This is a genomic window from Streptococcus sp. 2021WUSS109 (assembly GCF_044427305.1).
Classification (GTDB): Bacteria; Bacillota; Bacilli; order Lactobacillales; family Streptococcaceae; genus Streptococcus; species Streptococcus suis.
This window is the reverse complement of record NZ_JAOTGF010000029.1, coordinates 1-19,551: the sequence shown is the minus strand read 5'-3', so window position 1 is coordinate 19,551 and position 19,551 is coordinate 1. Positions and strand designations below refer to the sequence as shown.

Here is a 19,551-nt window from a genome sequence, read left to right as displayed (position 1 = left end):
GAAACCAAATTGACCGCGATTGTAGTCTGGATTTTCTTTGTGTAACATAGCGATTCTCCCTCTGCTTATTAGCTAGTATTCCTATCTCTATTATACTACTTTACATATGAAAAAGCCGTTAGAAATACAATTCTAACGACTTTGTCTTCATTCTGTTCTCTTCCGTTTGGAAGAGATTTTTTAGTTGCGAGGAGTATTTTGGAGAGAACTGTGTAAGGGAAGAGGGATGATTTTTCGTATTATAGATAAAAATAACAAGATATTTTCAGAAAAATGATGTAAAAGTAAGAATAAACGAATATTTTTATAATTTTTTGTTATAAATGACTGATTTAATATTGAAAAGCCGTAAGAAAAGGATTATTATAGATATGACAAAAAATAGAAGGAGCATTGTTTTGCTTATGAAAAAGAATATTCGGTTGAAAAGCAGTATACTAGCTCTTGTAGCTGGTTTTAGCGTTATTGCAACACAAACTGTTTTGGCAGATGAATTAGCTGTCCAAATTATGGGAGTTAATGATTTCCATGGTGCGCTTGATATGACGGGGACAGCGCGATTGGAAGGGGAAACAGTTCGGAATGCAGGAACTGCCGCCTTACTTGATGCTTACATGGATGATTCACAAGCAGAATTTGAAGAAACAGCAGCAGAAACAGAGACACCTGCAGAGTCTATCCGTGTTCAAGCTGGGGATATGGTTGGTGCAAGTCCATCGAATTCTGGACTTTTGCAAGATGAACCAACTGTAAAAGTCTTTAATAAAATGGATGTTGAATACGGGACTTTGGGGAACCATGAGTTTGATGAGGGACTTGATGAGTATAACCGTATCATGACTGGTGAAGCTCCAAAAAAAGGTCAGTTTAATGAGATTGTAGATAATTATACTCGTGAAGCTGCTAAACAGGAGATTGTTATTGCTAACGTTATTGACAAAGAAACGGGTGAAATTCCGTATGGTTGGAAGCCCTACGCTATTAAGACTATTCCCGTGAATGATAAAGAAGCTAAGATTGGCTTTATTGGTGTAGTTACGACAGAAATTCCTAATCTTGTTTTGAAGAAAAACTATGAGCAGTACACTTTTTTGAATGAGGCAGAGACGATTGCTAAATATGCGCGTGAGTTAGCTGAAAAAGGTGTAAATGCGATAGTTGTACTGGCTCACGTTCCAGCTACAAGCAAGGATGGTGTGGCTGCTGGTGAAGCTGCAGATATGATTGCTAAGCTAAATGAAATCTATCCTGAACACTCAGTTGACCTTGTATTTGCTGGTCATAACCATGTCTATACAAACGGTACAACGGGCAAAACCTTGATTGTTCAAGCTACCTCACAAGGTAAGGCTTACGCAGATGTTAGGGCTGTTTATGATACAGATATTGCCGACTTTAAAGCTGTGCCGACTGCGAAAATTATTGCAGTAGCACCAGGACAGAAAACACCAAGTCCGGAAATTCAGGCAATTGTGGATGAGGCAAATACCATTGTTAAAAAAGTAACAGAGCAAAAAATTGCTACAGCTAGTCAAGCGACAGATATTTCTCGCGAAGTGAATGAATTTAAAGAAAGTGCTGTAGGTAATCTAGTAACATCGGCTCAATTAGCTATCGCTAAGAAATCGGGTTATGATGTCGACTTTGCAATGACAAATGATGGCGGGATTCGGGCAGATTTGAAAGTCCAAGAAGATGGAACAGTTACTTGGGGTGCAGCACAGGCTGTGCAACCATTTGGGAATATCTTGCAAGTTGTTCAGATGACAGGTGAGCAGATTTATACAGCCTTAAATCAACAATATGATGAAGGTGAAAAATATTTCCTTCAAATGTCTGGAATCAAATATATCTACACGAAAGCAGATAATCCAACGGAAGAAAATCCTTACAAGGTTGTTAAAGCCTTCAAAGAAGATGGAACGGAGATTGTTCCGACAGAAACCTATACACTTGTCATCAACGACTTCTTATTTGGTGGTGGGGACGGCTTCTCGATTTTCAAAGAAGCTAAACTGATTGGTGCTATCAATCCAGATACAGAAGTATTTGTGGAGTACTTGACTGATTTAGAAAAAGCAGGTCAAACCATTAGTGCAACTATTACAGGTAGAAAAGCATTTGTAGAGGAGTATGTAGAAGAACCAAAAGCAGAAGAAAAAGGAGATACTGCTGGGACAACTACCGATACGAAAATACCTGAAAAAGCAAACGACGGTGGCGGTAGTGTAGCAAATCAGAAAGCAACCGAGCAACCGGCATCATCTGGAAGTGTGGCTCCTATTTCAAATAAGAAAGCTGAAAAAGCATCAGGAAATCAAACACTTCCAAATACCGGTCAAGAAGCCCTAGGCTCACTTCTTATTAGCTTGGGTGGCTTAGTTTCACTCGGAATGGCTGTCTCAGTGAGACGTAAGGAAGGGGAGTAGGAATCAAGCATAAAAACGACAAACTTTCGAAGTACATTCTAGAATTACTTCTTTTAGAGACTATTATGAGAAAAATACATAAAAACAATTGTGTTTCATCTTAGAGTAGGTTCTGCTTTTTGTAAAAATTTGAAAAAACTTATATAACCTTGCTCTTGCAATCTGCTCTCTTCTGGGGTACAATAGAGAAGCAGACTTCCCTTAGTTAAATGGATATAACAAATTCCTCCTAAGAATTAGTTGCAGGTTCGATTCCTGCAGGGGAGATGAAGAGTATACGAAAAAGCCTAAATGATAGGCTTTTTTGCATTATTGAATTTCCTCAACTGCTGTCCATAAATAGTCTGTTTTCTGTTTATAAGATAAGCTATGGCAAGTACAGGAATAGCATAGGGCAGGATATTAGCGCCGAATACTTCATAACTAATGAAGAGAGGAGCTAGTAAGGTATTGGTGGCTGTTCCGAATACGGCACAATACCCAAGGGCTGCAAAAAGTTCAGTTGGTAGACCTAGTAATCCTGCTAAAACAGCCCCAGAACTTGCTCCAATCGCAAAGAGTGGAGTAACTTCGCCTCCTTGAAAACCTGCAGCCAAACAAAGACAGGTTAGTAGGAGTTTTAGTAGACAATCGTAAGCAAACACCTGTTCCCCAGCTAAACTGGCATCGATCAAATTGGTTCCTAGACCAGTATAACGACCTTGATGGAAGAAAAATAGTAGAACGGTCAGTCCAACTCCCATGATAGCTATTTTAATGTAAGGATTTGGAAGCCATCGAGTTGAGATGCTTTTTGCTTGCGCCAGAAACCAAGCAAATAAATTGCCGATGAAACCGAAGCAAAGGGCAATAAATAGCCATTTGAAACTATCTGTAAACTGGAATGAAAAAGATGAAATAGTGTGCGAAAATTTCTCTAATCCCAGTAAATGGGAAGTAGTAGAAGCCGTGAAAGCGGAAACTAGACAATAGGGGAGACTAATCCAAGAATATTGGCCAACGATTAATACCTCAATGGCAAAGAAACTAGCAGCCCATGGTGTTTGAAATAACCCTGCAAAACCTGCGGCCATACCAATCTTTGTTATCATATCTTTGCGCAAGTGTGTGAAACCATGTTTTTGTAACCAGTGTGAGAGACTGGCTCCAAGTTGGACAGCTACACCTTCGCGACCAACGGAAGCACCGACAAGATGACTGAGCCAAGTTGTAGAGATGATGAGCGGAATGAGAACTGGAGAAATTTGCACTAGCTCCCCTTGTCCAGCTTTGAAGACTAAGCCCATACCTGCTTGGACTTCCCTCCCCCATTTTTGATAAATGAAAACAATCACCACCCCTGCAAGTGGTAGAAAGGGGATTAGATATGTAAAATATTCAGACCGTAAGTCTCCAATCCCTAGTAGAATTTTCCCAAAAAGTGTGGTGATTATTCCTGCACCGACTCCAATTAAGCTGGAGAAGAAAAGGAGTTGGATGGCTTGTTTCATCTTATTGCTCATGATTCGCTAACTTGGAAGATTGATAGGTTCTTGATTGGGCCATAATATCGCTAAAGGTTGCTTGAATGGCAGAGCGGTAATCATCCTTTTGAACTAATTTTCCAACTCTTTCAAGGACAGCATTTTCTCGGCTGGTATCCAAAACAGGCTTGCCTGTTGCTCGTTTATAGGCTGTAACTTGGTCGACCAACTCCATTCGTTTTTCAAGTAGTTCAACCAATTGGCTATCAATCGTGTTAATCTGTTCGCGGATGCAATCCAAATTCATCTTATAAACCTCCGTATATTGTTTCAGTTGTTTTTTAGTATAGCAAAAAACAAGGCAGAATACTAGCCTTGTTTGAGGAAGTTACCAACTTGCTTTTTTTACCCCAGGAAGTTGACCAAGATGAGCTAATTCACGGAAGGTAATCCGACTCACACCGAATTTTCGCATATAAGCATGCGGACGGCCATCGGTCCTGTCACGGTATTTCAGTCGATTTGGATTTGAGTCGCGAGGCAATTTTCGAAGTGCTTGATAGTCACCTTTTTCTTTGAGACTTTTACGTAAATCCGCATAGCGCTCGATTAACTCCAACTGTCTCTGATAGCGTGCCATTTTTGATTTTTTAGCCATAAAATTCTCCTTTTCAAAAAACTTAACCAGTTAATTATATATCAAAACTATTAAGATTACAAGCAATAGGTGTACAATCTTAATAGAAGGCTAAAAGAAAACAGACTAGACCTATTGATAAGCCAGTCTGTCTGTCAGTTAATTCATTGTATCTAGTTTAGCAACAAGGTCTGTCGCGAATTGCTCAAGGTTAACAATATCCTCATCTTCAGCGGCAAGGTCTACCTTAACATTTTCGGCACCCTTAGTTGCACCACGTGAACCCAACATGACATCAAAGTCATCTACTGCACTACAGAAGTCATCATAGAAGGTATCACCAGAACCACAAACACCGTAGACCTTACCGGTCAAATCTAAATCAGCTAGGTCAGCATAGAAATCAACAATTTCATCTGGAAGCTCACCGTCTCCACCGTAAGAATAGGTGTAGCTGGCTACCACGATGAGGTCCGCATCCAAGATTTCTTCGGTTTCAATAGTCGTACATTCGTGAACCTGTACTTCCAAACCTAACTCTTCTAGCTTACTGGCGACGATGTCAGCAATTTCTTCTGTGTTACCAGTCATACTAGCGTAAACTATTTTTGCTAGTGCCATAATTTCCTCCAAATTACATAGTAATTCCATTATACCACACTCCCATCATTTTCAAAAGGGGAAGTTTATGCTAAAATGATGAAAAGGAGTTGCTATGACAATTTACAGTAAAATTATTGAAAAAATTCAAGAAAACGATACAATCATCATTCATCGCCACAAACGCCCGGATCCGGATGCCATTGGTAGTCAAGTTGGCTTGCAGAAACTCTTGCAGAAGAATTTTCCTGAAAAAAACATCAAGGTAACCGGTTTTGAGGAACCGAATCTTGCTTGGATGGCAGGAATGGACGTAGTTGCAGACCAAGACTATCAAGGAGCCTTGGTTATCGTGACAGACACTGCCAATACGGCGCGTGTGGATGACGACCGCTATACTCAAGGAGATTTCTTGATTAAAATCGATCATCACCCCAATGAAGAGCCTTATGGTGACCTGCTCTGGGTCAATACGGAAGCCAGCTCATGCAGTGAAATGATTACGGAACTAGCCATCCAATGTCAACTGGAACTAGATGGAGAGATTGCTCGTCTGCTCTATGCAGGAATTGTGGGCGATACAGGCCGCTTTCTCTATCCAGCAACTAGCTCGCGCACCTTTGAAATTGTTGCTCGTCTCCGCCAAGAAGATTTTGACTTTGCAAGGATGTCTCGCCAGATGGATACCATTGATTTCAAGATTGCCAAGTTGACAGGTTACGTCTACGACAACTTGGAAGTGGATGAACATGGTGCGGCACGTGTCGTTTTGACACAGGATATTCTCGAAAAATATGGCGTGACCGATGCGGACACTTCCTTTATCGTAGGTGCACCAGGACGGATTGGAATCGTTCAATCTTGGGGGATTTTTGTGGAACAAACTGACGGAAATTACAGAGTCCGTTTGCGCAGTAAGTATCTTCCAATCAACGAGATTGCCAAACGCCACGATGGCGGTGGCCACCCACTAGCAAGTGGTGCTAACTCTTATTCACTCTCCGAAAATGAACAAATATACCAAGAAATCCAAGAGGTAGCGAGGAATGCAAGCAAGTAGTCGCTCCGTTCGTCTTATGGGAACCATCATTGAAACCAGAATATGGCATCCACAGGCAGAACCGATTTTGGATCAGGTAGAAGAGCTTCTCTATCTCTATAAGGACCGATTTTCTGCCAATGACTTGACCTCTGAATTGATGGAGGTCAATATCAATGCGGGTATTCAGGCTGTTCCTGTTGCAGAGGACCTGTATGAATTGATTAAGTTGGGCAAAGAGCACAGTCTGGCTCAGGGATCTTTTTTGAATATTACCATTGGTCCCCTTGTGCAAAGCTGGCGGATTGGATTTAGCGATGCAAAACTTCCAACTCAAGAAATGATCAGTGAAAAACTCCAACTCATCAATCCAAGGGACATTGAATTAGATGATGATGAGCAGACAGTTTATTTGAGACGAGAAGGCATGGCGATCGATCTAGGTGCTCTTGCTAAAGGATATGTGGCAGATAAGATTGTCGACTTCCTTAAAAGAATAGGTGTGGAAGCTGGATTGATTAACCTGGGTGGCAACGTCCTGACCTTTGGTCAAGCTCCTCACAATGCAGATGGCTATTGGCGAATTGGTATACAGGATCCTCAGAAACCATGTGGTGAAAATGCCCTCGTCCTCAAAATAGGAGAAGAATCAGTAGTCACCTCTGGTATTTACGAAAGAACCCTTACCGTGAATGGAAAGACCTATCATCATATTTTGAGTCCCGAGACCGGCTATCCAATCGAGTCGCAGCTGGCTAGTTTGACCATTGTATCCAAACAATCTGTTGATGGTGAGATTTGGACGACTCGACTGTTTGGTCAAGAAATAACTCGGATTTATAAGATGGTAGAAGAGACTGATGGTATCGAGGCGGTTCTGATTGGGCTGGATGGCAGTATTCTAGTGACCTCAGGGCTTTCTGAGAAAGTTCTTGCTGGTAAAGAAAGAATTTCTGATAGCTTGGGCAGTCCTTCAAGAGGGGGATTTGGGGCAAGGGTCACTTCTGATGTAGCTTCGGGTGCTTCTGTACTATAACTTGAAAAAATATTAAAAAAATAGGTAAAAAGACTTGCCATAAGAACAAACTTTTGGTAAACTTAAATGGTTATAATCTATGGCTCGGAAAGAGTCCATGGCAGAAAGGAATTTTAAAATGAAAAAAGATATCCATCCAGAATATCGCACTGTTGTCTTCATGGACACAACTACTGGCTACAAGTTCCTTAGCGGTTCAACTAAGAAATCTAACGAAACAGTTGAATTCGAAGGTGAAACTTACCCATTGATCCGTGTGGAAATTTCATCAGACTCACACCCATTCTATACTGGACGTCAAAAGTTCACTCAAGCAGATGGACGTGTGGATCGCTTCAACAAAAAATACGGTCTCAAATAAAAGAGCGAGTTATGGTCCAGTGGACCATTTTTTCTTTGACTCTAGAAATAAGAGAGGGCTTTTTCGTGCGTGATTGCCAAAATGATTGCCATTGGTTTACATACTCATGAATTGAGCAAACTTATGAGGTGTGGGGGGTAAAGCATTATATTTCAGCCTGTTCGAAGGTATGAAGATATATGTATTTTATGATTTGTGCACTAGTAATACTCTTCGAAAATCAAAGTTATCCGTTGTCAACTTGCCTTGATGAACTCCAGTTCTATCTTCGACTTCGTTTCCTAGGTTACTTTTGATTTTCGTTGAGTATAAATCGTATCCCCACTGATGTAACTAGATTTTTAGTTTCAATGAGAGATGATTTCTGCTATAATGGAACGAGTAAGAATTTGAAGTGAAAGTATGAGGAAATTGATGAAAAATAGGGGAACAATCGATAGTCGAGTAGACTACTCACTTATTTTACCGGTCTTTTTTTTATTAGTTGTGGGGATTATTTCTCTCTACATTGCGGTTAGTCAAGATTATCCGGATAATGTTGTACAGATGGTTGGTCAACAAATTGCTTGGATAGGAATTGGAACAGTGGCAGCTTTTTTGGTCATGTTCTTTTCCACTAAGTTTCTGTGGCAAATCACACCTTACTTGTACGTACTTGGGCTAGGACTTATGGTATTGCCTTTGTTTTTCTACAGTCCAGACTTAGTAGCGTCAACGGGAGCAAAAAACTGGGTAACGATTGGTGGAATGACTCTTTTTCAACCATCCGAATTTATGAAAATAGCCTACATCATTATGTTGTCAAGGGTGATTGTCACCTTTCATAAATATTATCCAAATCGAAAAATTCGTGAGGATTTCATGTTGATTGGTTATATGACACTGTTTACTATCCCCGTCCTGATTTTATTGGCCTTACAGAAAGATTTAGGAACCTCCTTAGTATTTGTAGCAATCTTTAGCGGAATGCTTCTGTTATCAGGAGTTTCTTGGAAAATTCTATTACCGACTGCCTTAACGGGGATTGTTTTGGTTGGTGGATTTATGCTGATTTTTATTTCTCCTGGTGGAACAACATTCCTCCACAATTTGGGGATGGATACTTATAAAATCAATCGTATTGCAGCCTGGCTTGATCCCTTTAAAAATGCCCAATCAACGACCTACCAGCAAGCTCAAAGTTTGATAGCTATCGGAAGTGGTGGCTTAAAAGGACTAGGTTTCAATAAAACAAATCTTCTTATCCCTGTTCGAGAAAGTGATATGATTTTTACGGTGATTGGCGAGGACTTTGGCTTTATTGGAGGGACGGTATTGATTGGACTATACTTGTTGCTCATTTATCGAATGCTGCGGGTAACGTTGAAGTCAAATAATCGATACTACACTTACATATCAACTGGCTATATCATGATGCTGTTGTTCCATGTGTTTGAAAATGTTGGCGCTGCGACTGGTTTGTTACCTTTAACAGGTATTCCTTTGCCGTTTATCTCCCAAGGTGGTTCGTCCATGGTTTCAAATCTGATTGGTGTTGGTCTAGTGCTGTCAATGGGGTATCAGTCACGACTAGCTGATGAGAAGGAAATAAATCGATCATGTCGCTATAGAAAAATTACGATAAAACGTTAGAAAGTTGGTTTATATGACAAGAGTTGCGGTTGTTTTAGCCGATGGTTTTGAAGAAATCGAAGCATTGGCCCCTGTAGATGTATTTCGTCGAGCTCATTTTGACTGTCAGATTGTTGGTTTAGATAGTCATGAAGTGGAGGGATCGCACGGTATTCGTGTTCAAACTGACCAAGTCTTTGATGGAGACTTGTCTTCCTTTGATCTGATTGTGTTACCAGGCGGAATGCCAGGTTCTGTTCACCTTAGAGATTCAGAGTCCCTGATTACGGAATTGCAAAGAGCGGTTGCATCAGGAAAATCAGTAGCAGCAATTTGTGCGGCACCAATTGTTCTGGATAAGGCTGGTTTGTTAGATAGTCGTCACTATACATGTTTCCCAGGGAAAGAAAAAGACATTCCGTCAGGTATTCATCTGGAAGAGGATGTGGTCGTTGATGGTCCAATTATCACTAGCCGAGGCGCTGGAACAAGTTTGGATTTCGCCTATAAGTTGGTTGATTTATTTGGTGGAGATGGGGAAAGCCTAGCTCAAACAATGGTTTATCATAGTTAAAGTAATGAAGAAGATGGAGCTAATGTTTCCTCTTCTTTTTTCTATCAAAATATTAGAAAATATGGTATAATAAAGGGTATTCGTTAGAATGATTTTTGCTCTAAAAATATGTCTCGCTTTTATCCAGATGGATTGGCTTTTCTATTTTTAAGGAGCAACAAATAGAAAATAAGGAAAAGAAATGACAGAAGAAATCAAAGATTTACAAGAGAAGGCTCAAGAATATGATGCCAGTCAGATTCAAGTCTTGGAAGGTCTTGAAGCTGTTCGAATGCGTCCAGGGATGTATATCGGCTCAACATCTAAAGAAGGTCTCCATCACTTGGTTTGGGAAATTGTCGACAACTCAATCGATGAGGCGCTGGCTGGTTTTGCGGATAAAATTGAAGTTTATATTGAGCCAGATAACTCTATCACGGTTATTGATAATGGACGTGGTATTCCGGTAGATATTCAGGAAAAAACTGGTCGTCCAGCGGTAGAAACTGTCTTTACAGTGCTCCATGCAGGTGGTAAATTTGGCGGAGGTGGTTATAAGGTCTCAGGGGGATTGCACGGCGTAGGTTCATCAGTCGTAAACGCCCTATCTACTCAGCTAGACGTTCATGTCTACAAAAATGGTCAGGTCTATTTCCAAGAGTATAAACGAGGTGAAGTCGTTGCAGATTTGGAGGTTGTTGGAGAAACAGACCGTTCTGGTACAACTGTACATTTTACACCTGACCCAGAAATTTTTACTGAGACGACTGAGTTCGACTTTGCAAAATTAAATAAGCGGATCCAAGAATTGGCCTTCCTAAATCGTGGTTTAAATCTCTCTATTACGGACAAACGTGAGGGAGTAGAGCAAACAAAGGAATATCACTACGAAGGTGGTATTGCTTCCTACGTTGAGTATCTTAATGAGAACAAGGATGTCATTTTTGAGACCCCTATCTATACAGAAGGTGAAATGGATGATATTACCGTTGAGGTTGCCATGCAATATACAACGAGTTATCATGAAAACGTAGTTAGTTTTGCCAACAATATTCACACGCATGAAGGTGGTACCCATGAGCAAGGATTCCGTACAGCTCTGACACGTGTTATCAACGACTACGCCAAGAAAAATAAAATTCTCAAAGAAAATGAGGATAATTTGACTGGTGAAGATGTGCGTGAAGGCTTGACAGCGGTCATTTCTGTTAAGCACCCAGGACCTCAATTTGAAGGACAAACTAAGACAAAACTTGGGAATAGTGAAGTGGTCAAAATTACCAACCGTCTTTTCTCTGATGCCTTTGCAGAATTTCTTTTGGAAAATCCACAGATTGCTAGACGGATTGTTGAAAAAGGGATCTTGGCAAGCAAGGCTCGTATTGCTGCTAAGCGTGCGCGTGAGGTAACTCGTAAGAAATCGGGTCTTGAGATTTCAAACCTCCCAGGTAAGTTAGCGGACTGTTCCTCAAATGATGCAACGAAGACAGAGCTTTTCATCGTTGAGGGGGACTCAGCCGGTGGTTCAGCTAAATCCGGTCGCGACCGTGAATTTCAGGCTATTTTACCGATTCGTGGTAAGATTTTGAACGTAGAAAAAGCCAGCATGGACAAGATTTTGGCCAACGAAGAAATCCGTAGTCTATTTACAGCTATGGGAACTGGCTTTGGTGCGGATTTCGACGTTAGCAAGGCACGTTATCAAAAATTAGTCATTATGACAGATGCCGATGTCGATGGTGCCCATATTCGGACACTCCTTCTGACATTATTTTACCGCTACATGCGTCCTGTTGTAGAAGCGGGATACGTATATATCGCTCAACCACCTATTTACGGTATCAAGGTTGGAAGTGAGATAAAAGAATATATTCAACCTGGGGTTAATCAAGAGCAAGAATTGCAAGATGCCTTAGAAAGACATAGTACGGGACGGTCCAAGCCAACGATTCAACGTTACAAAGGTTTGGGAGAAATGGATGATCATCAGTTGTGGGAAACTACGATGAATCCTGAAAATCGTCTCATGGCACGCGTTTCAGTTGATGATGCGGCAGAAGCCGATAAGATTTTTGACATGCTAATGGGGGATAAGGTTGAACCTCGTCGAGAGTTTATCGAGGAAAATGCTGTTTATTCAACATTGGATGTCTAAAAACTAAAAAAACAAGTGCATATACTAGAGATTTATGGTATAATTAAGCGATATTTTCTAGTAATTACTATGAGCTAAGGAGATTTACATGCCTACAGGAACAATCATCTTAATCGTTTCGATTGTTATTATTTTAATCATTGCCTATGTAGCTTGCCTGATTGTTCGTAAACGAAATGACAACCTTTTGGTTGCATTGGAAGAACGTAAGGAAGAGCTATTTAACCTTCCAGTTAATGAAGAAGTCGAAACTGTCAAAGCACTTCATTTGATTGGTCAAAGTCAGGTATCATTCCGTGAATGGAATCAAAAATGGGTTGATTTGTCGCTCAATTCATTTGCCGATATTGAAAATCATATCTTTGAGGCAGAAGGCTATAACAATGCCTTTCGCTTTGTGAGTGCAAAGAACGCTATTGACAGTATCGACAGCCAAATTGATTTAATTGAAGAAGATATTGCCTCTATCCGTCAAGGTTTGATGGAGTTGAAGGAGCAAGAAGAGAAAAACTCTGGTCGCGTAAAACATGCGTTAAACCTGTTCGATAGTTTACAGGAAGCTGTTCGTGAAAATCCAGATAGCTACGGTGAGACACTACCAGAACTTGAGAAACAATTGAAAAATATTGAAGTTGAGTTTTCTGAATTTGTGATGCTCAATTCCTCAGGTGACCCGATTGAAGCTTCTGAAATCCTTGATAAGACTGAAGAACATATGATTGCTCTCAATCAAATCATGGATCGCATTCCAAGTTTGATTGAACGAGTTACAAAAGATTTCCCAGAGCAATTGGAAGATTTGGAGTCGGGTTATCGTAAACTGGTTGAGCAGAATTATTTGTTCACAGAAGCTAACATCGAGTCACAGTTCCAAAATATTCGCGTTTCAATTCGTGAAAATACTGCTTTGATTGTTTCCTTTGATTTGGATGCGGCAGAAGCTGAAAATGAGGGAATTCAAGCAAAAATTGATCATTTGTATAAAGTCTTCAATCGTGAAATCGAAGCGAATAAGGAAGCTGTTAAGATTAGTAAAAACTTGCCAAAATTCTTGGAGCATGTTGTCCAAAATACACAGCTCTTGGATGAGGAAAGCCAACGCCTAAATGCAACTTACTTGCTGGCAGATAGCAAACTTTCACGGATCAATCAGCTTAAAGCTCGTTTGGAATCGATTGAAATTGTTGTTACAGAAAGTGTGGAGGACATTGAAAATCCACAAGTTGCATATTCTATTTTGGAAGAGCGTTTGGACCATTCATTGGCAAGCTTGAAAGAAATCGAAGAGGATCAGCTTGTTTTAGCTGACTATCTTAAATCACAAGAATTGTCAGAGAACACAGCGCGTAGGAAAGCTACACTTTATATCAATAAATTGCATACCCTTAAGCGTTATATGGAAAAACGAAACCTTCCAGGAATTCCAGCTGAATTTTTAACAAACTTCTTTAGAACGAGCGATCATGTGGAAGCCTTAATTGCCGAGTTAGACTATAAACGAATCAACATCGAAGTTGTTAACCGTTTGTTGGAAAATGCAACGTATGATATGAATCAATTGGAAGAGTTAGCGTATTTGATTGTGCAAAATGCGACTTTAACAGAGCAGTTGCTACAATACTCTAACCGTTATCGTTCATTCGATGAAAGTGTGCAAAAAGCATTTAACCGTTCATTATCAATTTTTGAAAAGGATTTTGATTACCAAGCAGCATTTGAAGAAATTTCATTTGCTTTGGAAACCGTTGAACCTGGTGTAACAGAGCGTTTTGTACGTTCATACGAAAAAACTCGCGAAGCCATTCGCTACTAGATAAAAAGCCATTTGGCTTTTTATTTTTATACTTTGAAAGGAATATCGGAAATGACAACTGGATTATTAGTTATGGATGTTGATTCAACATTAATTTTGGAAGAAGGAATAGATCTACTTGGAGAAGAGGCTGGTTTAGGAGAGAAAGTTGCAGCAATTACCGAACGTGCTATGCGTGGGGAATTGGATTTTGAAGAAGCCTTACGTGAACGTGTGGCGTTGTTAAAGGGACTGCCTGTTTCTGTGTTTGATCGAATTATCAGAAAAATCCACTTTACGCCTGGAGCAGCAGAATTAGTCTCAGAATTAAAAATGCGAGGCTATAAGGTAGCAGTAGTTTCAGGCGGGTTTCATGAAACAGTCGATCGACTAGCTGCACAGTTAGAGTTAGATTATGTTCGGGCTAATCGATTAGAAGTAGTAGATGGAGTATTGACTGGACAAGTGTTGGGGGAAATTGTAACGAAAGATACTAAAAAAGCATGTTTAGAAGAATGGGCGACAGAAAATGGGCTGAGTCTATCTCAAACGATTGCTATGGGGGATGGAGCAAATGATCTACCAATGATTCAACGAGCAGGAATTGGAGTAGCTTTCTGTGCTAAACCGATTGTCCAAGAACAGGCACCCTACCAAATAAATGAAAAAAATCTCTATAAACTAATAGAGATTTTAGATAGTAAATAATGAGAAGTCAGCTGAGTGCTGGCTTTTCTTCTATTCTGTTGTCAGTAAAACCCTTTTCAAATCTTGGACGGTTTCAACTATCATGGTGGCCCCAGCCTTTTCAAATTCCTGCTTGCTCCCATAGCCGTAAAGAACACCGATGGCGGGAAGTTGGTGCCTGCGTGCTCCTTCAATGTCATGTTCCCTATCTCCAATCATCACAGCATTGTTTGGAAATGCTTCTAATTGATTTATAGCATAGCCGATGACGTCCGCCTTACTGATGCGACTACTATCCAGACTAGCACCGGCAATGACATCAAAGTAGTGAGCGATACCAAAATGTTCTAGAATCTGTTTGGCAAATATTTCTGGCTTTGAGGTAGCAATTACTAGTGTTTTTCCAGCTGTTCTCAATTCTTCAAGCAGAGGGATGATTCCAGGATAGAGTTGATTTTCAAACATTCCTTTTTCTTTAAAATAGACACGGAAAGCATCAACTGCACTTTGTGTATCTTCAGGGCTGAGTTGGTAGAATCGTGAAAAAGATTCATAGAGTGGCGGGCCGATGAATCGGTTTAAATTGGCTGTATCTGGTTCTTCGATTCCCATTTTTTCTAGTGCGTAGGCGACGGAGTTTAAGATTCCTTGTCCAGAATCAGTAAGAGTTCCATCTAAGTCAAATAATATAGTTTGATACATACTCATCTCCTTTCTTTCAGTATAACACAGACGATGAAAAACAGAAAAGATTTATTGAAAGCTGAATAGGAGCGTGATATACTAATAATATAAAGGAGGTTAGTACTATGCATATTCTCATTGCTCCGGATTCATTTAAAGAGTCTCTTTCAGCTACAAAGGTTGCTGAAGCGATTAAAAAAGGATTTTCTAAAGTTTACCCACAAGCAGGGTATGACTTAATTCCCCTAGGAGATGGTGGCGAAGGGACAGTTGAGAGTCTAATGCAGGCCTTATCCTTGGATGTAACCCAGACTTGGGTGACAGGTCCATTTGGAGATAAAATTAAGGTTTCCTATGCGGTTAAAGATGATCTTGCGGTTTTTGAAATGGCTGAGATTGTAGGGCTGGCAAGTATCCCGTATGGAAAAAGGAGTCCTCTCTTTATTAAGACACAAGGGGTTGGGGAGCTGATTGTAGAGCTCGTTCAAAATGGTGTTAAACGAATATTTATAGGAGTAGGTGGCTCTGCTAGTCATGATGGTGGTATCGGAATGGCGGCAGGTTTAGGAGTGAAATTTTATAATCGAGAGGGAAAAGAAGTAGAGGCAATTGGAGCTCATATCGGGGAGATTGTCAGTTTTTCCACAGAGGATATGTTGGTAGATTTATCTCAGGTCAGGATTGATTTGGTAACGGATGTGGAGAATCCCCTTTGCGGACCAGCGGGAGCCACATTTGTTTTTGCAGGGCAGAAAGGTCTTGCCTCTGCTGAATTTGAACTAGTAGACAAGAAAATGGAGTCCTTTTATAAATTAGTTAATCCAATGCTACTCGATTTAGCAGGAGCGGGTGCTGGAGGAGGTATGGCAGCAGGTTTAGTCCAATTTGCTGGTGCTCGCATTCAAAAAGGCATCGACTTTGTCTTGGACCAGTTGGATTTTGATCATCGCGTTGCCAAAGCGGATCTGGTTGTAGTCGGAGAAGGGCGGATGGATGCCCAAAGCTTATCAGGGAAGACTCCGATAGGAGTAGCTAGACGTACACCGACTGGGATTCCCATCATTGCAATTTGTGGTAGCCTCAAAGATGATCTTCCCGAGTTTTCTTTTGAAAATATCTGCGCCGCTTTTCCGATCATTGCAAGCGTTGAAAGTTTGGAGGACACGCTTCAAAAAGCAGAAAAAAACCTGGTCCGCACGGCAGAGCAGGTGGCAAGAATTCTTCAGTTAGGAGGCCAACAAAGATGGCATTAGTGAAATATGTGGCTATTATCTTATTTATTTTTATTTGTCTTGCAAAGCTAGTATCCGTTTTGAGACTTTCCGAAAAAGAAAGAGGAATGGAAACGAATGTAATAAAGGCAAATGGAGCAATGTTCTTTTTCAATGAAAAAAATGAAAGAGGCAGATTGCTAGGAATCCTTTGTCTAACCTGTATTATTTTTACTTTAATATTTATACTGCTTAACCGATAAATAAGTCTAACCAAATAATTTTTTCCAGAAGGAAGGTTTTGCATCTTCCTTTTTTTCTTCTGGTTTTGAGATAAGATTTGGAAATATAGATTCTAAGCTAACTTCTTCATTATCCACAGCGTGATTTGTGTGAAAGACAAGTGCGTAGGGAGACTGTCCTATTTTTTCATCGATGATAGCGGTAGTAATGCCGAAGTTCTGAGCAATTTTTAGTAGTGAAATTTGTTGCTTGTCAGACAGGGCTGGCGAGAGTTTGAGGAATAGAGGAGAGTAGCTATTTGCTAGTTTTTGGCAAATTGTATCGAACTTATTTCCGACGACTTCACTACTCAAATCGTCAAAGGAAACGAGCAGGACAACTCGTTCGCGATAGGTTCCCATGTATAGACGTTGTTCATCTGGATTCAATCGTGTTTCGCCAGAGGCTTTCTGTAGTATGGTAGTATTTAAATCGTTCATGGTTTCAGTATAACATACTCAGTTAACTTTGAAAAGGAAGGCGTTTACATTATTTCTTTCAGTAAAATAACCTGTTTTTTCTTGAAAAATCCCTTCTTTTAGGGTATGATAGCTATGTAACAATTTTAAACTCAAAGGAGAGTAATATAATGTCAATTATTACTGATGTTTACGCTCGCGAAGTCCTTGACTCACGCGGTAACCCTACACTTGAAGTTGAAGTTTATACTGAATCAGGTGCTTTCGGACGTGGTATGGTTCCTTCAGGAGCTTCTACTGGTGAGCACGAAGCAGTTGAGCTTCGCGACGGTGACAAATCTCGTTACCTTGGTCTTGGTACTCAAAAAGCTGTTGACAACGTGAACAACGTGATTGCTGACGCTATCATCGGTTTTGACGTTCGTGATCAACAAGCTATCGACCGCGCTATGATCGCTCTTGACGGTACTCCTAACAAAGGTAAATTGGGTGCAAACGCAATCCTCGGTGTTTCTATCGCTGTTGCGCGTGCTGCTGCTGACTACCTTGAAGTGCCACTTTACACTTACCTTGGTGGATTCAACACTAAAGTATTGCCAACTCCAATGATGAACATCATCAACGGTGGTTCTCACTCAGACGCTCCAATCGCTTTCCAAGAATTCATGATCTTGCCAGTTGGCGCTCCTTCATTCAAAGAAGGTCTTCGTTGGGGTGCTGAAGTATTCCACGCTTTGAAGAAAATCTTGAAAGCTCGTGGTTTGGTAACAGCTGTTGGTGACGAAGGTGGTTTCGCTCCTAAGTTTGAAGGAACTGAAGACGGTGTTGAAACAATCATCGAAGCTATCGAAGCTGCTGGTTACGAAGCTGGCGAAAACGGCATCATGATCGGTTTCGACTGTGCGTCATCTGAATTCTACGACAAAGAGCGTAAAGTTTACGACTACACTAAATTCGAAGGTGAAGGCGCTGCTGTTCGTACATCTGCAGAACAAATCGACTACCTTGAAGAATTGGTTAACAAATACCCAATCATCACTATCGAAGATGGTATGGATGAAAACGACTGGGATGGCTGGAAAGCTCTTACTGAGCGTCTTGGCAAACGCGTTCAATTGGTTGGTGACGACTTCTTCGTAACAAACACTGACTACCTTGCACGTGGTATCAAAGAAGGTGCTGCTAACTCAATCCTTATCAAAGTTAACCAAATCGGTACTCTTACTGAAACATTTGAAGCTATCGAAATGGCTAAAGAAGCTGGCTACACTGCCGTTGTATCACACCGTTCAGGTGAAACTGAAGATTCAACAATCGCTGACATCGCAGTTGCAACTAACGCTGGCCAAATCAAGACTGGTTCATTGTCACGTACAGACCGTATCGCTAAATACAACCAATTGCTTCGTATCGAAGATCAACTTGGTGAAGTTGCAGTCTACAAAGGCTTGAACTCATTCTACAACTTGAAAAAATAAAACAGTCTGGGAGACTGTTTTATCCCCGAGCTAGTATAGCGAGGGTTATAATAAGAACAAGTCTGGAAAGCTCCAGACTTGTTTTTTCGTCGTACAGTGTGCTAATTTATTTTCGGGCTAACAAAGTGAGGGACAGCAAAACTCTCTAGGTAGTTTTCTTTGCCTTGATATTGATAAAATGATATTCTAAAAAGGCAGATCAACTTAAGTATTCTCATTTTGAAAAGAGATGGAGAGTGGGATGATAGAGTGGATATTTTTTGATTTGGGTTCGACGCTTTTAGATGAAGAGGCTGCTTATGGTTATTATATAGACAAGTGTGTGAAGAAGTTAGAGTCTCTGGATATAGAGGTTTCATCAGATTCTTATAAAAAGAAAATGGTGGAGTATGCTCATAAGTCGCTGGACCCCATTCGTGCGACCTGGCAATATTTTGCACCGACCGAGCCACGTCCTTTGTGGACAAATGAGGGTGTGAGCTTGTATCCTGAAACAATAGATGCTCTAGAGAAGTTATCACAAAACTATCGATTGGGGATTATTGCCAATCAGTCTAGTAGTATTAGAGAACTGCTTAAAGAGTGGGGAATTGAGTCTTATTTTCAACTCATCATCCTCTCTGAAGAGGTTGGGCTATCTAAACCAGATACAACTATTTTCACACTTGCCTTGCAAAAAGCAAACATCCCTGCAGATAGAGTTGTCTATGTCGGGGATAGGTATGATAATGATATTCTACCTGCTAAATCTTTGGGAATGTGGACTGTACGGATACTGACAGGTTTTGGGAAGCATGCCAGTGAAAATGAAAAATTGAAGAGTGATTGGGTAATTCCTTCATTGCAAGAGATAACAAATATTTTTGAACAAACAAAAACTAGACTGAACATTCTCAGCCTAGTTTTTACATGTATTAGAATAAGCCTTTAACTTTATCTAAAAGACCGTTAACACCTTCAGAACCTGATAACAAGCCTTTTGCTTGTTCAGAATGAAGACAAACATCTCGCTTGATGTTTGTCTTTTTCTGTTTATTGGTCTGATAGTCCGTCTTTTTGCCAGAATAGTGGCTATTTGGACAAAATAAAAAGGCTTCCCTGTCCTCATTTTTAC

General features: G+C 40.5%; 20 protein-coding genes and 1 tRNA gene. 14 read left to right on the top strand and 7 right to left on the bottom strand.

Annotation, left to right across the window (positions count from 1 at the left end; translation table 11 throughout):
- The first annotated feature begins 404 nt into the window (after window positions 1-404).
- Window positions 405-2,429 carry a bifunctional metallophosphatase/5'-nucleotidase gene (locus ODU37_RS09790; protein ID WP_398580475.1) on the top strand — a complete coding sequence of 675 codons (2,025 nt, stop codon included), beginning with the start codon at window positions 405-407 and terminating at the stop codon, window positions 2,427-2,429.
- A 195-nt stretch (window positions 2,430-2,624) separates the two neighbouring features.
- A tRNA-Arg gene (locus tag ODU37_RS09785) sits at window positions 2,625-2,696 on the top strand.
- A 20-nt stretch (window positions 2,697-2,716) separates the two neighbouring features.
- Here the strand turns inward: ODU37_RS09785 and ODU37_RS09780 are convergent.
- The 4 genes from ODU37_RS09780 to ODU37_RS09765 form a co-directional block, all read right to left on the bottom strand.
- On the bottom strand, window positions 2,717-3,931 hold the full coding sequence (locus tag ODU37_RS09780) for a chloride channel protein (protein WP_249562552.1): 1,215 nt from the start codon (window positions 3,929-3,931) through the stop codon (window positions 2,717-2,719).
- Window positions 3,921-4,199: a chorismate mutase gene (locus ODU37_RS09775; protein WP_012027471.1), complete on the bottom strand. Its 279-nt coding sequence runs from the start codon at window positions 4,197-4,199 to the stop codon at window positions 3,921-3,923. The genes ODU37_RS09780 and ODU37_RS09775 overlap by 11 nt, the downstream gene beginning before the upstream one ends.
- A gap of 81 nt (window positions 4,200-4,280) precedes the next feature.
- On the bottom strand, window positions 4,281-4,550 hold the full coding sequence (gene rpsN / locus ODU37_RS09770; protein WP_002940393.1) for a 30S ribosomal protein S14: 270 nt from the start codon (window positions 4,548-4,550) through the stop codon (window positions 4,281-4,283).
- Window positions 4,551-4,688: 138 nt separating this feature from the next.
- A complete protein-coding gene (locus ODU37_RS09765; RefSeq protein ID WP_012775265.1) occupies window positions 4,689-5,150 on the bottom strand; it encodes a flavodoxin in 462 nt (153 codons plus the stop codon).
- Between the two features lie 94 nt (window positions 5,151-5,244).
- Between ODU37_RS09765 and ODU37_RS09760 the strand changes: the two genes are divergently transcribed.
- The 8 genes from ODU37_RS09760 (at window position 5,245) to serB (ending at window position 14,384) form a co-directional block, all read left to right on the top strand.
- Complete coding sequence (locus ODU37_RS09760) at window positions 5,245-6,189, top strand: bifunctional oligoribonuclease/PAP phosphatase NrnA (RefSeq protein WP_249562551.1); 945 nt, start codon at window positions 5,245-5,247, stop codon at window positions 6,187-6,189.
- Window positions 6,176-7,204, top strand: a complete 1,029-nt coding sequence (locus ODU37_RS09755; RefSeq protein WP_249562550.1) for an FAD:protein FMN transferase — start codon at window positions 6,176-6,178, stop codon at window positions 7,202-7,204. Before ODU37_RS09760 ends, ODU37_RS09755 begins: the two co-directional genes overlap by 14 nt.
- A gap of 118 nt (window positions 7,205-7,322) precedes the next feature.
- On the top strand, window positions 7,323-7,565 hold the full coding sequence (locus tag ODU37_RS09750) for a type B 50S ribosomal protein L31 (protein ID WP_012027466.1): 243 nt from the start codon (window positions 7,323-7,325) through the stop codon (window positions 7,563-7,565).
- Window positions 7,566-7,967: 402 nt separating this feature from the next.
- Window positions 7,968-9,197, top strand: coding sequence for an FtsW/RodA/SpoVE family cell cycle protein (locus tag ODU37_RS09745; protein WP_249562549.1), 1,230 nt, complete (start codon window positions 7,968-7,970; stop codon window positions 9,195-9,197).
- Window positions 9,198-9,210: 13 nt separating this feature from the next.
- On the top strand, window positions 9,211-9,750 hold the full coding sequence (locus tag ODU37_RS09740) for a DJ-1 family glyoxalase III (RefSeq protein WP_015647132.1): 540 nt from the start codon (window positions 9,211-9,213) through the stop codon (window positions 9,748-9,750).
- Window positions 9,751-9,931: 181 nt separating this feature from the next.
- Complete coding sequence (gene gyrB / locus ODU37_RS09735; protein ID WP_002939427.1) at window positions 9,932-11,884, top strand: DNA topoisomerase (ATP-hydrolyzing) subunit B; 1,953 nt, start codon at window positions 9,932-9,934, stop codon at window positions 11,882-11,884.
- A gap of 88 nt (window positions 11,885-11,972) precedes the next feature.
- Window positions 11,973-13,697, top strand: a complete 1,725-nt coding sequence (gene ezrA, locus ODU37_RS09730) for a septation ring formation regulator EzrA (protein WP_249562548.1) — start codon at window positions 11,973-11,975, stop codon at window positions 13,695-13,697.
- A 51-nt stretch (window positions 13,698-13,748) separates the two neighbouring features.
- Window positions 13,749-14,384, top strand: a complete 636-nt coding sequence (serB, locus tag ODU37_RS09725) for a phosphoserine phosphatase SerB (RefSeq protein WP_105153439.1) — start codon at window positions 13,749-13,751, stop codon at window positions 14,382-14,384.
- Window positions 14,385-14,414: 30 nt separating this feature from the next.
- Here the strand turns inward: serB and ODU37_RS09720 are convergent, their stop codons facing one another.
- On the bottom strand, window positions 14,415-15,065 hold the full coding sequence (locus tag ODU37_RS09720; protein WP_044694110.1) for an HAD family hydrolase: 651 nt from the start codon (window positions 15,063-15,065) through the stop codon (window positions 14,415-14,417).
- A 107-nt stretch (window positions 15,066-15,172) separates the two neighbouring features.
- On the opposite strand from ODU37_RS09720, the gene ODU37_RS09715 reads away from it, so the two are divergent.
- Window positions 15,173-16,300, top strand: coding sequence for a glycerate kinase (locus ODU37_RS09715; protein WP_249562547.1), 1,128 nt, complete (start codon window positions 15,173-15,175; stop codon window positions 16,298-16,300).
- Window positions 16,291-16,521, top strand: coding sequence for a hypothetical protein (locus tag ODU37_RS09710; protein ID WP_105148402.1), 231 nt, complete (start codon window positions 16,291-16,293; stop codon window positions 16,519-16,521). Before ODU37_RS09715 ends, ODU37_RS09710 begins: the two co-directional genes overlap by 10 nt.
- A gap of 6 nt (window positions 16,522-16,527) precedes the next feature.
- Here ODU37_RS09710 and ODU37_RS09705 read toward each other — a convergent pair whose 3' ends face one another.
- Window positions 16,528-16,980, bottom strand: coding sequence for a DUF1694 domain-containing protein (locus ODU37_RS09705; RefSeq protein ID WP_024377924.1), 453 nt, complete (start codon window positions 16,978-16,980; stop codon window positions 16,528-16,530).
- Window positions 16,981-17,129: 149 nt separating this feature from the next.
- On the opposite strand from ODU37_RS09705, the gene eno reads away from it, so the two are divergent.
- Window positions 17,130-18,437 (top strand): surface-displayed alpha-enolase, encoded by a 1,308-nt coding sequence (eno, locus tag ODU37_RS09700; RefSeq protein ID WP_002935704.1) that lies wholly within the window; start codon window positions 17,130-17,132, stop codon window positions 18,435-18,437.
- A 241-nt stretch (window positions 18,438-18,678) separates the two neighbouring features.
- Window positions 18,679-19,368, top strand: coding sequence for an HAD family hydrolase (locus tag ODU37_RS09695; RefSeq protein ID WP_105158985.1), 690 nt, complete (start codon window positions 18,679-18,681; stop codon window positions 19,366-19,368).
- Here ODU37_RS09695 and ODU37_RS09690 read toward each other — a convergent pair.
- On the bottom strand, window positions 19,352-19,551 hold a 200-nt coding region (locus ODU37_RS09690; protein WP_398580474.1), incomplete at its 5' end, for a hypothetical protein. The genes ODU37_RS09695 and ODU37_RS09690 overlap by 17 nt on opposite strands.

What these genes read in the sequence shown, in the direction of transcription:
- ODU37_RS09790 (WP_398580475.1), top strand. Translation starts at nt 405, where the DNA reads ATGAAAAAGAATATTCGGTTGAAAAGCAGTATACTAGCTCTTGTAGCT.
- ODU37_RS09780 (WP_249562552.1), bottom strand. Translation starts at nt 3,931, where the DNA reads ATGAGCAATAAGATGAAACAAGCCATCCAACTCCTTTTCTTCTCCAGC.
- ODU37_RS09775 (WP_012027471.1), bottom strand. Translation starts at nt 4,199, where the DNA reads ATGAATTTGGATTGCATCCGCGAACAGATTAACACGATTGATAGCCAA.
- rpsN (WP_002940393.1), bottom strand. Translation starts at nt 4,550, where the DNA reads ATGGCTAAAAAATCAAAAATGGCACGCTATCAGAGACAGTTGGAGTTA.
- ODU37_RS09765 (WP_012775265.1), bottom strand. Translation starts at nt 5,150, where the DNA reads ATGGCACTAGCAAAAATAGTTTACGCTAGTATGACTGGTAACACAGAA.
- ODU37_RS09760 (WP_249562551.1), top strand. Translation starts at nt 5,245, where the DNA reads ATGACAATTTACAGTAAAATTATTGAAAAAATTCAAGAAAACGATACA.
- ODU37_RS09755 (WP_249562550.1), top strand. Translation starts at nt 6,176, where the DNA reads ATGCAAGCAAGTAGTCGCTCCGTTCGTCTTATGGGAACCATCATTGAA.
- ODU37_RS09750 (WP_012027466.1), top strand. Translation starts at nt 7,323, where the DNA reads ATGAAAAAAGATATCCATCCAGAATATCGCACTGTTGTCTTCATGGAC.
- ODU37_RS09745 (WP_249562549.1), top strand. Translation starts at nt 7,968, where the DNA reads ATGAGGAAATTGATGAAAAATAGGGGAACAATCGATAGTCGAGTAGAC.
- ODU37_RS09740 (WP_015647132.1), top strand. Translation starts at nt 9,211, where the DNA reads ATGACAAGAGTTGCGGTTGTTTTAGCCGATGGTTTTGAAGAAATCGAA.
- gyrB (WP_002939427.1), top strand. Translation starts at nt 9,932, where the DNA reads ATGACAGAAGAAATCAAAGATTTACAAGAGAAGGCTCAAGAATATGAT.
- ezrA (WP_249562548.1), top strand. Translation starts at nt 11,973, where the DNA reads ATGCCTACAGGAACAATCATCTTAATCGTTTCGATTGTTATTATTTTA.
- serB (WP_105153439.1), top strand. Translation starts at nt 13,749, where the DNA reads ATGACAACTGGATTATTAGTTATGGATGTTGATTCAACATTAATTTTG.
- ODU37_RS09720 (WP_044694110.1), bottom strand. Translation starts at nt 15,065, where the DNA reads ATGTATCAAACTATATTATTTGACTTAGATGGAACTCTTACTGATTCT.
- ODU37_RS09715 (WP_249562547.1), top strand. Translation starts at nt 15,173, where the DNA reads ATGCATATTCTCATTGCTCCGGATTCATTTAAAGAGTCTCTTTCAGCT.
- ODU37_RS09710 (WP_105148402.1), top strand. Translation starts at nt 16,291, where the DNA reads ATGGCATTAGTGAAATATGTGGCTATTATCTTATTTATTTTTATTTGT.
- ODU37_RS09705 (WP_024377924.1), bottom strand. Translation starts at nt 16,980, where the DNA reads ATGAACGATTTAAATACTACCATACTACAGAAAGCCTCTGGCGAAACA.
- eno (WP_002935704.1), top strand. Translation starts at nt 17,130, where the DNA reads ATGTCAATTATTACTGATGTTTACGCTCGCGAAGTCCTTGACTCACGC.
- ODU37_RS09695 (WP_105158985.1), top strand. Translation starts at nt 18,679, where the DNA reads ATGATAGAGTGGATATTTTTTGATTTGGGTTCGACGCTTTTAGATGAA.